Here is a 12,564-nt window from a genome sequence, read left to right as displayed (position 1 = left end):
GCCCCAGCGTTCCCCGCGCCGAGCTGGGCGGGCGCGGGGAACGCTGGGGCAGGCTGCTGCTGTGCGGCTACCGGGGCGACTCCGCCAGCGGGCGCCTGCTCGCGGACCGCGCCGCCGAGGCGCTGGTGCTGCACCGGATGCTCGGCGGCGCCTCGGGCCGCACCTGGGAGGAGCAGTCCGCGCACGGCCTGTTGACCGACCTCGCCTCCGGGACCGTACCCGCCCGCCACCTGCTGCCCAGGGCGCGGGCGGCCGGACTCCCCGTCAACCGGCGGACGTTCGTGCCGCTCGTGGTGCCCGGCGCCGAGCCCGAGCGGCTCGACCGGGTGCTGCGCACGCTGGGCCTGACCGGGCTCGTCGCGGAACTGGCCGACGGGGCGACCGCCGTACTGCTCAGCCTCGCCCGCGACCAGGACGCCGAGGCGCTCACGGGCCGTCTCGCCGCCCGGCTGCGCACCCCCGAGCTGCCCGACGCGGTGGTCGCCGCCGCCGACCCGCGCACCTGCTGGGACGACGTGCCCGCCGGGCTGCGCGAGGCCCGGCACGTGGCGGACGCGGTCGCCGGGGCCGCCCTGGACCGGCCGGCGGTGGTCCGGCTGCGGGACGTGCACCTGCGCGGGCTGATCCGGCTGCTGCGCGACGACCCCCAGGTGCAGTCCTTCGCCGAACGCGAGCTGGACGGCCTGCTGTGCGGCGGCGAGGGCGAGCTGCTGGACGTGCTGCGCACCTACCTGGCGACCGGCCGCAACAAGTCCCGCACCGCTCAGCTCCACCACGTCTCCCGCCCCGCGCTGTACCGCCGGCTGGAGGCCATACAGGCGCGACTCGGGATCGACCTGGACGACTTCGAACAGGCGGCCTCCGTGCACATCGCACTCCTCGCGCATGACGCGCAACAGGGCTGAAACATGCCACGACCTGCGAAAACGGCGGTGAAACATGGCCATGGCAAGACGTGACACGGTGCCACGCCCGCACCCCGCAGACGTGACACGCTGCCACTCAAACCGGCCGCGCGACCTTCTTAGGGTTCAGGGGCGGGCGTCGGAAGCCCCCGCACACCGAGCGACCCGGAGGTCCCGATGAGCCGAGTGATCCGCGCCGCCCTCTTCCAGACGGCCTGGACGGGCGACAAGGAATCCATGATCCAGGTGCACGAGCAGGCGGCCCGCGACGCCGCCGCCCAGGGCGCCCAAGTGCTCTGCTTCCAGGAGCTGTTCTACGGCCCCTACTTCTGCCAGGTGCAGGACAAGGCGTTCTACGAGTACGCCGAGCAGATCCCCGAGGGTCCCACCGTCCGCCGCTTCCAGGCGCTGGCGAAGGAACTGGGCATCGTCCTGGTGCTCCCCATGTACGAGGAGGAGCAGCCCGGCGTCCTCTACAACACCGCCGCCGTGATCGACGCGGACGGCTCCTACCTCGGCAAGTACCGCAAGACCCACATCCCCCAGGTCCAGGGCTTCTGGGAGAAGTTCTACTTCCGTCCCGGCAACAGCGGCTGGCCCGTCTTCGACACCGCCGTCGGCCGGATCGGCGTCTACATCTGCTACGACCGCCACTTCCCCGAAGGCTGGCGGGCGCTGGGCCTGGCCGGTGCCGAGATCGTCTTCAACCCCTCGGCCACCTCGCGCGGACTCTCCCGCTACCTCTGGCAGTTGGAGCAGCCGGCGGCGGCCGTCGCCAACGAGTACTTCGTCGGCGCCATCAACCGGGTCGGCGTGGAGGACCTGGGTGACAACGACTTCTACGGCACCACTTATTTCGTGGACCCCGAGGCCCAGTTCGTCGGCGAGGTGGCGAGCGACAAGGAGACCGAACTGGTCGTCCGCGACCTCGACATGGCCAAGCTGCGCGAGGTCCGCGACCGCTGGCAGTTCTACCGCGACCGCGAGCCGAACGCGTACACGCCGCTGACGGCGCCGTAAAGGCGGACGGCAAGCAGAACAGGGGCGCGGGGAACTGCGCGACAGGCAACACACGACCCGCAGCGGACCCACCAGGAGAGGACCCCATGTCCCGCCGCACGCTCATCAGGAACGGCCTCGTCGTCACCGCCTCCGACGAGATCCACGCCGACGTACTCATCGAGGACGGCCGTGTCGCCGCCCTGGCGGCAACCGGCACCCCCGCCGCCGAAGCCTTCAGCGCGGAAACCGTCATCGACGCGACGGGGAAGTACGTCATCCCCGGCGGCGTCGACGGCCACACCCACATGGAGATGCCGTTCGGCGGCACCTACGCCGCCGACACCTTCGAGACCGGGACCCGCGCCGCCGCCTGGGGCGGCACGACCACCATCGTGGACTTCGCCATCCAGAACGTCGGCGGCACTCTGCGCGAGGGCCTGGACGCCTGGCACCAGAAGGCCGAGGGCAACTGCGCCATCGACTACGGCTTCCACATGATCGTCTCCGATGTGAACCAGGAGACGCTCAAGGAGATGGACCTGCTGGTCGAGGAGGGCGTGACCTCGTTCAAGCAGTTCATGGCCTATCCCGGCGTCTTCTACTCCGACGACGGCCAGATCCTCCGCGCCATGCAGAGGGCCGCCGAGAACGGCGGGCTGATCATGATGCACGCCGAGAACGGCATCGCCATCGACGTCCTGGTCGAGCAGGCCCTCGCCCGCGGCGAGACCGACCCCCGCTACCACGGCGAGGTCCGCAAGGCCCTGCTGGAGGCCGAGGCCACCCACCGTGCGATCAAGCTGGCCCAGGTCGCCGGCGCGCCCCTGTACGTGGTGCACGTCTCGGCGCAGGAGGCGGTGGCCGAGCTGACGCGGGCCCGCGACGAGGGGCTGAACGTCTTCGGCGAGACCTGCCCGCAGTACCTCTTCCTGTCCACCGACAACCTCGCCGAGCCGGACTTCGAGGGCGCCAAGTACGTGTGCAGCACCCCGCTGCGGCCCCGCGAGCACCAGGCCGCCCTCTGGCGCGGCCTGCGCACCAACGATCTCCAGGTGGTCTCCACCGACCACTGCCCGTTCTGCTTCTCGGGCCAGAAGGAACTGGGCCGGGGTGACTTCTCCAAGATCCCGAACGGTATGCCGGGCGTGGAGAACCGCATGGACCTCCTCCACCAGGCCGTGGTGGACGGCCACATCTCGCGCCGCCGCTGGATCGAGATCGCCTGCGCCACCCCGGCCCGCATGTTCGGCATGTACCCGAAGAAGGGCACCATCGCCCCCGGCGCCGACGCCGACGTGGTGATCTACGACCCGCACGCCGAGCAGGTCATCTCGGCCGAGACGCACCACATGAACGTCGACTACTCGGCGTACGAGGGCAAGCGGATCACCGGCCGGGTCGAGACGGTCCTCTCGCGCGGGGTCCCCGTGATCACCGACCGGGAGTACACCGGTCACGCCGGGCACGGCGTCTACACCCCGCGCTCCACCTGTCAGTACCTCAACTAGGAGTGGTGCCCATGGACTTCGGTCTCGTACTCCAGACCGACCCGCCCGCCTCCCGTGTCGTCGACCTGATGCGGCGGGCCGAGCGCAACGGTTTCACCCACGGCTGGACCTTCGACTCGGCCGTGCTCTGGCAGGAGCCGTTCGTCATCTACAGCCAGATCCTGGCGAACACCGACCGGCTGACCGTCGGCCCGATGGTCACCAACCCGGGCACCCGTACCTGGGAGGTCACCGCCTCCACCTTCGCCACCCTCAACGACATGTACGGCAACCGCACGGTGTGCGGCATCGGGCGCGGCGACTCCGCGATGCGCGTCGCGGGGCGCAAGCCCAACACCCTCGCCCGGATCAGCGAGGCCATGAAGGTCATCCGCGCCCTCGGCCGGGGGGAGGAGACCGACCTCGGGGGCACCCCGATCCGCCTGCCCTGGGTGAAGCCCGGCGCCGAACTCCCCGTCTGGATGGCCGCGTACGGGCCCAAGGCGCTGAAGATGACCGGCGAGGAGGCCGACGGGTTCATCCTCCAGCTCGCCGACCTCTATCTCACCGAGTTCATGGTCAAGGCCGTCAAGGACGCCGCCGTCGCCGCCGGCCGCGATCCCGGCGAGGTCACCATCTGCGTGGCCGCCCCCGCCTACGTCACCGAGGACGACTCGCCCGAGGCGCTCGCCCACGCCCGCGAACAGTGCCGCTGGTTCGGCGGCATGGTCGGCAACCACGTGGCCGACCTCGTCTCCCGCTACGGCGAGCACTCCGCGCAGATCCCGGCGGAACTCACCGACTACATCAAGGCCCGCGAGGGCTACGACTACGCCCACCACGGACGCAGCGGCAACCCCGACACCCGGTTCGTACCGGACGAGATCGTGGACCGCTTCTGCCTGATCGGCCCGGTCGAGGCCCACATCGAGAAGCTGAACGCGCTCCGGGCCCTGGGCGTGGACCAGTTCGCGGTGTACGACATGCACGACGCCCAGGAGGCCACCATCGACGCCTACGGCTCGAAGGTGATCCCCGCCGTCAACGCCTGAGCACGGCAGGCGAATCGCACTCCCCCTTCCCGCCAGGCGCGCGGAAGGGGGCCAGGACGCCCGTACGGAACCCTTACGGCGCACCCCCCCCCGCACGGCCTGTCCCGACCCTCCCATCCGATTGGCCTGCACCATGACCGAAACCGCACCCACGGCCATACCACCGTCCGCCCAAGTCACCCTCGCCGACGGCCGGGTGGAGATCGCCCCCGGCGCGCCCGCGCCCAGCGGTCCCTACGCCAACGAGGACCTGCTTCCCGTACCGGCCGCCAAACGGACCTGGACGACGTACAACTTCTCCGCGCTGTGGGTCGGCATGGCCCACAACACCGCCTCCTGGACGCTCGCCTCGGGCCTGATCGCGGTCGGCATGGACTGGAAACAGGCGGTGTTCACCATCGCCCTGGCCAACCTGATCGTGCTGGTGCCGATGCTGCTCACCGGGCACGCCGGACCCAAGTACGGCATCCCCTTCCCGGTGTTCGCCCGCGCCTCCTTCGGGGTGCGCGGCGCCAACCTGCCGGCTGTCGTACGGGCGCTGGTGGCGTGCGGCTGGTTCGGCATCCAGACCTGGATCGGCGGTGAGGCCATCTTCTTCCTGGCCGGCAAGCTGATCGGCGACCGCTGGTCCGGCGCCGCGCACATCGGCGGCTACGCCTGGACCATGTGGCTCTCCTTCGCCATCTTCTGGGCGCTCCAGGTGGCGATCATCCTGCGGGGCATGGAGACCATCCGCCGCTTCGAGAACTGGGCCGCGCCCTTCGTGCTGGTCGGCGCGTTCGTGATGCTGTGGTGGATGAGCGACCAGGCCGGGGGAGTCGGCCCGCTCTTCGACCAGCCGTCCAAGCTGGGCTGGGGCGGCGACTTCTGGAAGCTGTTCTGGCCCTCCCTGATGGGCATGATCGGCTTCTGGTCCACCCTCTCCCTGAACATCCCCGACTTCACCCGCTACGGCCGCAGCCAGCGCGCCCAGACCCTCGGCCAGGCCTTCGGCCTGCCCACCACCATGACCCTGTTCGCGTTCCTGTCGGTGCTGGTCACCTCGGGTTCGCAGGCGGTGTACGGCGAGCCGGTCTGGGACCCGGTCCAGCTCGCCGCCAAGACCGACAACGTGGTGGGCCTGATCTACGCCCTGGTCACGGTGCTGGTGGCGACCCTCTCCGTGAACATCGCGGCCAACCTGGTCTCCCCGGCCTTCGACTTCTCCAACGTCGCGCCGCGCAAGGTCAGCTTCCGCACCGGGGCCCTGATCACCGCCGTCCTCGCCGTGCTGATCTTCCCTTGGCGGCTGTACTCCGACCCGCAGGGCTACATCTTCACCTGGCTCGGTCTGGTCGGCGGTCTGCTCGGCACGGTCGCGGGCATCCTGGTCGCCGACTACTGGTTCCTGCGCCGCACCCGCCTCGACCTGGCCGACCTGTACCGCGCGGGCGGGCGGTACTGGTACGCGGGCGGCTGGAACTGGCGGGCGGTGGCCGCCTTTATGGTGGGCGGCGTCCTCGCCGTCGGCGGCGCCGACTTCCACCCGCTGATCGACGGCCGCCCGATCCCCGCTCTCAGCCCGCTGGCCGACTACGGCTGGGCGGTCGGCCTCGGCACCTCGCTGGTGCTGTACGTGGTGCTGACGTTGGCGAGCGGCAAGAGGCCGGCTGCCGCCTGACGCGGAAAAGCCCCGGCGGCCGTCCACCGGCTGCCGGGGCCCGCCTTTACTTGGCGCCGCTGCGCAGGGAAGCCACCGCGTCCTTGGCCGCCTTGATGGCGCCCTTGTTGATCTCGGAGGTCTCCGGCGCCTTCTTGCTCTCGAAGTCGCTGCCGCTGTACGTGACGACCACCAGGGCGTTGGCGGCACGCGCCAGCACCACACCCTCGCGCGTCTGCTGCTTGTCCTCGGTGTTCAGGTTCACCACGGAGTAGCCGCCGTCACCGAGCCCCGGTACCGCGCCGCCGCCGCTCTTCTCGGCGACCCGCTGCTGGTACTCCTTCTCCGCCGCGTCGTCGGAGGCGGTCACCTCGTAGGAGACGTCCAGCCAGCGGTAGTCGTAGCCCTTGAGCGCGTTCCACGAGCAGGTGCGGCGCAGCTTGGAGTCCGTGGACGGTATCTCCTTGCCGGCCGTCTTCGCGCCGGGCACCAGGGACTTGACGGTGGCCACGGGCACACCGGTGCAGGGCGCGGGCGCGGCGTCGTACGTCTTCACGACGGGCGCGGCGGAGGACGCGGCCGGGGCGGCGGATGCACCGGCGGACGCCTGACTCGTGGGCGCGGGGCCGGAGTTGGCGGTGGCGGCGGGACCCGAGCTGAGGGCCCAGCCCGCGACGGCCAGCACGACGACCGGGGACAGACGAGCGGTGAGGGCGAGCGGCAGAGGCAGAGAACTCACGGCGCACTTCTCGTGGGAGAGGGGGGTGACGGAAGGGGTCCGCAGGGACGGGGGACGCCAGTCTCACACGAGGGGTCCGCGCCACGGAAGCCCGAACTCGCTGTGTACTCGCGCCGTGACGCGGCCCGTGTGGCGAGGTGGAGCAAACCGCCCATATCTCCTTCTCCTCAACGGCGGTGAGGGAGAGCGTGTGATGGGCATGGACCTGTTGTAAGGGTGCCGCTAGGCTCTGCCCCGCACTGATGAGAGCGCTCTCAGAAATCGGCTGTTCCACCCCCACCTCGTTGGAACGACGAAGGGCAACTCCCCATGAGACGCAAGAAAGTCATGCGCGCCGCCGCGGCCGCACTCCTCATGCTCGGCGGTCTCTCCGCGGCGGGTACCCTCCCCGCCGCCGCGCAGAGCGCCGGCGAAGCCCCCGCCTCCAAGAGCCTGCTGACCGCGATGCAACACGACTTCGGGCTCACCAAGTCCCAGGCCGAGGCCCGCCTCAGGGCCGAACGCGCGGCCACCGACCTCGACCCGAAGGCCCGCGCGACCGCCGGCGCGGCCTACGGCGGCTCCTGGTTCGACGCCAGGAGCAACCGTCTGACGGTGGCCGTGACCGACGACGCCTCCGCCGGCGTCCGCCAGAAGCTCCGCGACGCCGGCGTCACCGTACGCACGGTGGACCACAGCGCCCGCGAGCTGAACACGGCCAAGGCGCGCGTCGACCGTCTCAAGGCCCCCAAGTCCGTGACCAGTTGGCACGTCGACCCGAGCGCCGGGTCCGTCGTGATCGACGTGGTCCGCTCCAAGGCCGCCGACAACGATGTCCAGCGCTTCCTGGCGAGCGCCCGCGAGGCGGGCCCCGTCACCGTCAACAAGGTCGCCGAGTCCGCGAGCACCCTGGCGGCCGGCACGGTCGGCGGCGACCCGTACTACACCGGCAACGTCCGCTGTTCCATCGGCTTCTCGGTGTACGGCGGCTTCGTCACCGCCGGGCACTGCGGCCAGCCGTCCGCCGCCGTCTACGGCTGGGACCGGTCCTACGTCGGCAACTTCCAGGGCTCGTCGTTCCCCGACAACGACTACGCCTGGGTCAACGTGGGCAGCGGCTGGTGGACCGTACCGGTCGTGCTCGGCTGGGGCACCACCTCCGACCAGTTGGTGCGCGGCTCCAACGTGGCGCCTCCCGGCACCTCCATCTGCCGCTCGGGCTCGACCAGCCACTGGCACTGCGGCACCGTGCTCGCGCTGAACGAGACCGTCAACTACAGCCAGGGCGCGGTGTACCAGCTCACCAAGACCAGTGTGTGCGCCGAACCCGGTGACTCCGGCGGCGCGTTCATCAGCGGCGACCAGGCCCAGGGCGTCACCTCCGGCGGCTGGGGCAACTGCTCCAGCGGCGGCGAGACCTGGTTCCAGCCGATCAACGAGATCCTGAGCCGGTACGGGCTGACGCTGCACACGGCCTGACTCCCGCTCTCGCACGACGGCCCCGCGGGTGCGCCTGCCCGCGGGGCCCTCTCGCGTGGTGCCTCTTGCGTCCGCCCGTCCGGAACACGTTTCATCCTGCATGAGTCACCGGGCGGGGAAGAGCCGGTGCGCAGGGGAGCCCGTGCAGAGAAGAGGCCGTATGTTCACCACCCGTCCCACCCTCCAGGGCACCTTCGGCATGGTGTCCAGCACCCACTGGCTGGCCTCGCAGTCGGCCATGGCGGTGCTGGAGGACGGGGGCAACGCCTTCGACGCGGCCGTGGCCGGCGCGTTCGTGCTGCACGTCGTGGAGCCCCACCTGAACGGCCCGGCGGGCGAGGCGCCCATCCTGCTCGCCCCCGTCGGCGGCCAGGTCCAGGTGCTCTGCGGGCAGGGCGTCGCCCCAGCGGGCGCCACCGTCGCGCACTACCGGGGCCTCGGACTGGACCTCGTCCCCGGCACCGGCCCCCTCGCGGCCGCCGTCCCCGGAGCCTTCGACGCCTGGCTGCTGCTTCTGCGCGACCACGGGACCAAACCTCTGGACGAGGTGCTGAAGTACGCCATCGGATACGCCGAGCACGGCCACCCGCCCGTGGAGAACGTCACCGCCACCGTGGAGAGCGTGCGGGAACTGTTCGAGACCGAGTGGACCAGCTCGGCGGAGGTGTACCTGCCCGGTGGCCGCGCACCCCGTCCCGGTGAGCTGCTGCGCAATCCCGCCCTCGCCGCGACCTGGCAGCGCCTGCTGGCCGAGACCGCGGGCGCGGGCGGCCGGGAGGCCCGTATCGACGCCGCCCGGGCGGTGTGGCGTACGGGCTTCATCGCCGAGGCGCTGCTCCGCCAGTCCCGCCGCCCCACGCTCGACTCCAGCGGCGCCCGGAACACCGGCACCCTCAGCGAGTCCGACCTCGCGGACTGGACGGCGGCCTACGAGGCTCCGGCCACGTACGACTGGAACGGCTGGACCCTCTGCAAGGCGGGCCCCTGGAGCCAGGGCCCGGCCCTCCTCCAGCAGCTCGCCCTCCTCCCGGCCGACCTCCCGCAGTACGGCGGCACCGAGTACGTCCACCTGCTGATCGAGGGCTGCAAGCTCGCCATGGCCGACCGCGAGGCGTGGTACGGCGACGCGGACGAGGTGCCGCTCACCGAGCTGCTGTCGCCGGAGTACAACACCGGCCGACGGGACCTGATCGGCGCCGACGCCTCCTGGGAGCTGCGGCCGGGGAGCCCCGGCGGGCGCACGCCCCGGCTGCCGAGGCTCGCCCACGCGCGCGTACCGGACGGCGCCGTAGGGGTGGGGGAGCCCACGGTCGCCACGGCGGCGGTGGGAGAGCCCACCGTGGTCGCCGAACCCCGCGTGAGCGCCGACGGCACCACGCGCGGGGACACCTGCCATCTCGACGTGGCCGACCGCTGGGGCAACATGATCGCCGCCACGCCCAGCGGCGGCTGGCTCCAGTCCAACCCGGTGGTGCCCGAACTGGGCTTCCCGCTCGGCACCCGGCTCCAGATGACCTGGCTGGAGGAGGGCCTGCCGAACACGCTGACACCCGGTCGCCGCCCCCGGACCACCCTCTCCCCGTCGCTCGCCCTGCGGGACGATGTGCCGGTGCTGGCCTTCGGCACGCCCGGCGGCGACCAGCAGGACCAGTGGCAGACGCACTTCTTCCTCGCGGCGGCCCTCGGTGCACCGGTCCGGGGCGGGCTCGACCTCCAGGGCGCCATCGACGCCCCGAACTGGCACAACGACGGATTCCCCAGCTCGTTCTACCCGCGCGGCTGGCGGGCCGGCAGCGTGACCGTCGAGTCCCGGATGCCGGAGGCGGTCGTCGCCGGGCTGCGGCGGCGGGGGCACGACGTGACCGTGGGCCCGGCGTGGTCTGAGGGCCGGCTGTGCGCGGTCGCCCGTGATCCGGCCACCGGGGTGCTGTCCGCCGCGGCCAATCCGCGGGGGATGCAGGGCTACGCGGTGGGCCGCTGAGCGGTCCCCGCCCTGCCGAGCGGTCCGGCCGGGAGGTTATCCACAGCCAGGAGGGGGATATCGCCGGACCGTGGTCTCATGGACACATGATCGACGACACCGGAACCATCGAGGAGTTTCTCGCCCACCACTCCGCCGACGTGGAGGAGGCGATCCGCAAGGCCGTGGCCACCGAGATCATGCCCCGCTTCCGCCGCCTGGCCGAGCACGAGGTGGACCAGAAGAGCGGGCCGCACGACCTGGTGACCGACGCCGACCGGCTGGCCGAGCGGCGCCTCAGCGAGGAGCTGAGCGCCCTGCTGCCCGGCTCGGTCGTGGTCGGCGAGGAGGCGGTGCACGCGAACCCGGCGACGTACGAGGCCATCCGGGGCGACGCACCGGTGTGGATCATCGACCCGGTCGACGGCACCCGCCAGTTCGTGCACGGCAACGACGGCTTCTGCACCCTGGTCGCGCTCGCCCACCGGGGCACCGTGCTGGCCTCCTGGACGTACGCGCCGGTCCGTGAGCAGTTCGCCACGGCCGTGCGCGGCGAGGGCGCCTTCCTGGACGGGGAGCGGCTCTTCGCCGGGCCGCCCGGACCGGGCCGGGACCTCAAGGTCGCCGTCTCGCACCCGGACTACACCACCGAGGACCAGAAGCGCGCGCTGCGGGCCCTGTGGACCGACGGGGTCGCCCCGCGCTCCTGCGGCTCGGCGGGCCTGGAGTACCTGGCCGTCGCGCGGGGCGAGACCGACGCCGTGGCGTTCTCCTGGGAGGCCGCCTGGGACCACGCGGCGGGCCTGTTGCTGGTGGAGGAGGCGGGCGGCGCCCACCTCACGCTCACCGGCGAGCCGTTCCGGATAACCGGGGGCAACGCACTGCCGTTCACCGCCGCCCGCGACGCCGCCACGGCCCGCCGGGTGGGGGAGCTGCTGCGCACGGGGTGAGAGGAGCGGCCGGGGCCGCTGAGAGTGCCCCGGCCTATGCTGATCGAAGTTGCCATCGGCTGACGAGGGGGTCGGAAGGTGCCGTCGATGCTGGACGCGGTCGTGGTGGGGGCGGGGCCGAACGGGCTGACCGCCGCCGTGGAGCTGGCCCGCCGGGGCTTCTCCGTGGCCGTCTTCGAGGCGCGCTCCACCGTGGGCGGCGGCGCCCGCACCGAGGAACTCACGCTGCCCGGCTTCCGGCACGACCCCTGCTCGGCCGCGCATCCCCTGGGCGTCAACTCGCCCGCGTTCCGCGCGATGCCGCTGGAGCGGTACGGACTGCGGTGGCTGCACCCCGAGCTGCCCATGGCCCACCCGTTCCTGGACGGCAGCGCGGCGGTGCTGGCCCGCTCGGTGGCGGAGACGGCGGCGTCCTTCGGCCCGCGCGACGCGGGCGCGTACCGCAGGCTGATCACGCCGTTCCTGCAGCGCTGGGACACCCTGCTGCGGGACTTCATGTCCCTGCCGCTGACCGCGCTGCCGCGCGATCCGGTCACCCTGGCCCGCTTCGGCCTGGCCGGCCTGCCGCCCGCGACGGCCCTGATGAGCCGCTTCCACGACGAGCGCTTCAAGGCCCTCTTCTCCGGCCTGGTCGCCCACACGATCGCCCCGCTGAGCGGGTTCGCCACCAGCGCGATCGGCCTGGTCTTCGCCCTCGCCGCACACGCGCGGGGCTGGCCGGTACCGCTGGGCGGCTCCCAGTCGATCCCGGACGCGCTGACGGCGTACCTGCTGGACCTGGGCGGCAAGGTGTACACCGACTACGAGGTCAAGCGCCTGGACGACCTCCCACCCGCCCGCGCCTACGTCTTCGACACGTCACCGACGGCACTGGCCCGCATCGCCGGCTTCGGCAGCCACTACGACGACTACCGCTACGGCCCCAGTGTCTTCAAGATCGACTACGCGCTGGACGGCCCGGTCCCGTGGACCGCCCCCGAGGCCCGCGTCGCCGGCACGGTCCAGTTGGGCGCGAACCGCGCCGACATCGATCGCGCCCTGCGCGCCGCGTCCCGCGAGAACCGCGCCCCCGACCCACCGTTCCTGATCACGGTGCAGCCCAGCGTGGCCGACCCGACCCGGGCGCCCGAGGGCAAGCAGGTCTTCTGGGTCTACGGCCACGTCCCCAACAACTGGCAGGGCGACCTGACGGACGCGATCGAACGCCAACTGGAGCGCTTCGCACCGGGTTTCCGCGACCGAGTCCTCGCCCGGGCCACGGCAGGCCCACCCGAGCTGGCCGCCCGCAACGCCAACTACGTCGGCGGCGACATCGCCTGCGGCGCGGTGGACGGCCTCCAGCTCCTGCTGCGCCCCCGCCCCACCCTGTTCC

At 72.0% G+C, this 12,564-nt stretch carries 10 protein-coding genes; 9 read left to right on the top strand and 1 reads right to left on the bottom strand.

Going from position 1 to position 12,564, the window contains the following annotated elements; all coding sequences use genetic code 11:
- From CCN33_RS27855 to CCN33_RS27835, 5 genes are all read left to right on the top strand, one after another.
- The coding region (locus CCN33_RS27855; RefSeq protein ID WP_167387963.1) for a PucR family transcriptional regulator at positions 1-905 on the top strand (905 nt) is incomplete at its 5' end.
- A gap of 177 nt (positions 906-1,082) precedes the next feature.
- Positions 1,083-1,925 carry a nitrilase-related carbon-nitrogen hydrolase gene (locus CCN33_RS27850; RefSeq protein ID WP_030809660.1) on the top strand — a complete coding sequence of 281 codons (843 nt, stop codon included), beginning with the start codon at positions 1,083-1,085 and terminating at the stop codon, positions 1,923-1,925.
- An 86-nt stretch (positions 1,926-2,011) separates the two neighbouring features.
- Positions 2,012-3,415, top strand: a complete 1,404-nt coding sequence (gene hydA / locus CCN33_RS27845) for a dihydropyrimidinase (RefSeq protein WP_086696173.1) — start codon at positions 2,012-2,014, stop codon at positions 3,413-3,415.
- Between the two features lie 11 nt (positions 3,416-3,426).
- Positions 3,427-4,446, top strand: a complete 1,020-nt coding sequence (locus CCN33_RS27840) for a TIGR03842 family LLM class F420-dependent oxidoreductase (protein ID WP_086696172.1) — start codon at positions 3,427-3,429, stop codon at positions 4,444-4,446.
- Positions 4,447-4,579: 133 nt separating this feature from the next.
- Entirely contained in the window at positions 4,580-6,106 is a 1,527-nt protein-coding gene (locus tag CCN33_RS27835) for an NCS1 family nucleobase:cation symporter-1 (RefSeq protein WP_086696171.1), read from the top strand.
- Between the two features lie 46 nt (positions 6,107-6,152).
- Here CCN33_RS27835 and CCN33_RS27830 read toward each other — a convergent pair whose 3' ends face one another.
- Entirely contained in the window at positions 6,153-6,824 is a 672-nt protein-coding gene (locus CCN33_RS27830) for a hypothetical protein (protein ID WP_086696170.1), read from the bottom strand.
- A gap of 309 nt (positions 6,825-7,133) precedes the next feature.
- On the opposite strand from CCN33_RS27830, the gene CCN33_RS27825 reads away from it, so the two are divergent.
- From CCN33_RS27825 to CCN33_RS27810, 4 genes are all read left to right on the top strand, one after another.
- Positions 7,134-8,282 carry a S1 family peptidase gene (locus CCN33_RS27825; RefSeq protein ID WP_086696169.1) on the top strand — a complete coding sequence of 383 codons (1,149 nt, stop codon included), beginning with the start codon at positions 7,134-7,136 and terminating at the stop codon, positions 8,280-8,282.
- A gap of 160 nt (positions 8,283-8,442) precedes the next feature.
- The gene (locus CCN33_RS27820) at positions 8,443-10,263 is read left to right on the top strand and encodes a gamma-glutamyltransferase family protein (RefSeq protein ID WP_086696168.1); all 1,821 of its coding nucleotides are present in this window, start codon (positions 8,443-8,445) and stop codon (positions 10,261-10,263) included.
- Positions 10,264-10,349: 86 nt separating this feature from the next.
- Positions 10,350-11,192 (top strand): inositol monophosphatase family protein, encoded by an 843-nt coding sequence (locus tag CCN33_RS27815; RefSeq protein ID WP_086696167.1) that lies wholly within the window; start codon positions 10,350-10,352, stop codon positions 11,190-11,192.
- Positions 11,193-11,270: 78 nt separating this feature from the next.
- Positions 11,271-12,564 (top strand): phytoene desaturase family protein (locus CCN33_RS27810; protein WP_208621926.1); only part of this gene is annotated, 1,294 nt, incomplete at its 3' end.

Origin of the sequence: Streptomyces recifensis, from assembly GCF_002154615.1 — a bacterium.
Classification (GTDB): domain Bacteria; phylum Actinomycetota; class Actinomycetes; order Streptomycetales; family Streptomycetaceae; genus Streptomyces; species Streptomyces griseoluteus.
The sequence above is the reverse complement of the archived record's forward strand: the minus strand, read 5'-3'. Positions and strand labels throughout refer to the sequence as shown.

Coding starts and splice junctions, on each gene's coding strand:
- CCN33_RS27820 (WP_086696168.1), top strand. CDS start 8,443: ATGTTCACCACCCGTCCCACCCTCCAGGGCACCTTCGGCATGGTGTCC.
- CCN33_RS27815 (WP_086696167.1), top strand. CDS start 10,350: ATGATCGACGACACCGGAACCATCGAGGAGTTTCTCGCCCACCACTCC.
- CCN33_RS27835 (WP_086696171.1), top strand. CDS start 4,580: ATGACCGAAACCGCACCCACGGCCATACCACCGTCCGCCCAAGTCACC.
- CCN33_RS27825 (WP_086696169.1), top strand. CDS start 7,134: ATGAGACGCAAGAAAGTCATGCGCGCCGCCGCGGCCGCACTCCTCATG.
- hydA (WP_086696173.1), top strand. CDS start 2,012: ATGTCCCGCCGCACGCTCATCAGGAACGGCCTCGTCGTCACCGCCTCC.
- CCN33_RS27840 (WP_086696172.1), top strand. CDS start 3,427: ATGGACTTCGGTCTCGTACTCCAGACCGACCCGCCCGCCTCCCGTGTC.
- CCN33_RS27850 (WP_030809660.1), top strand. CDS start 1,083: ATGAGCCGAGTGATCCGCGCCGCCCTCTTCCAGACGGCCTGGACGGGC.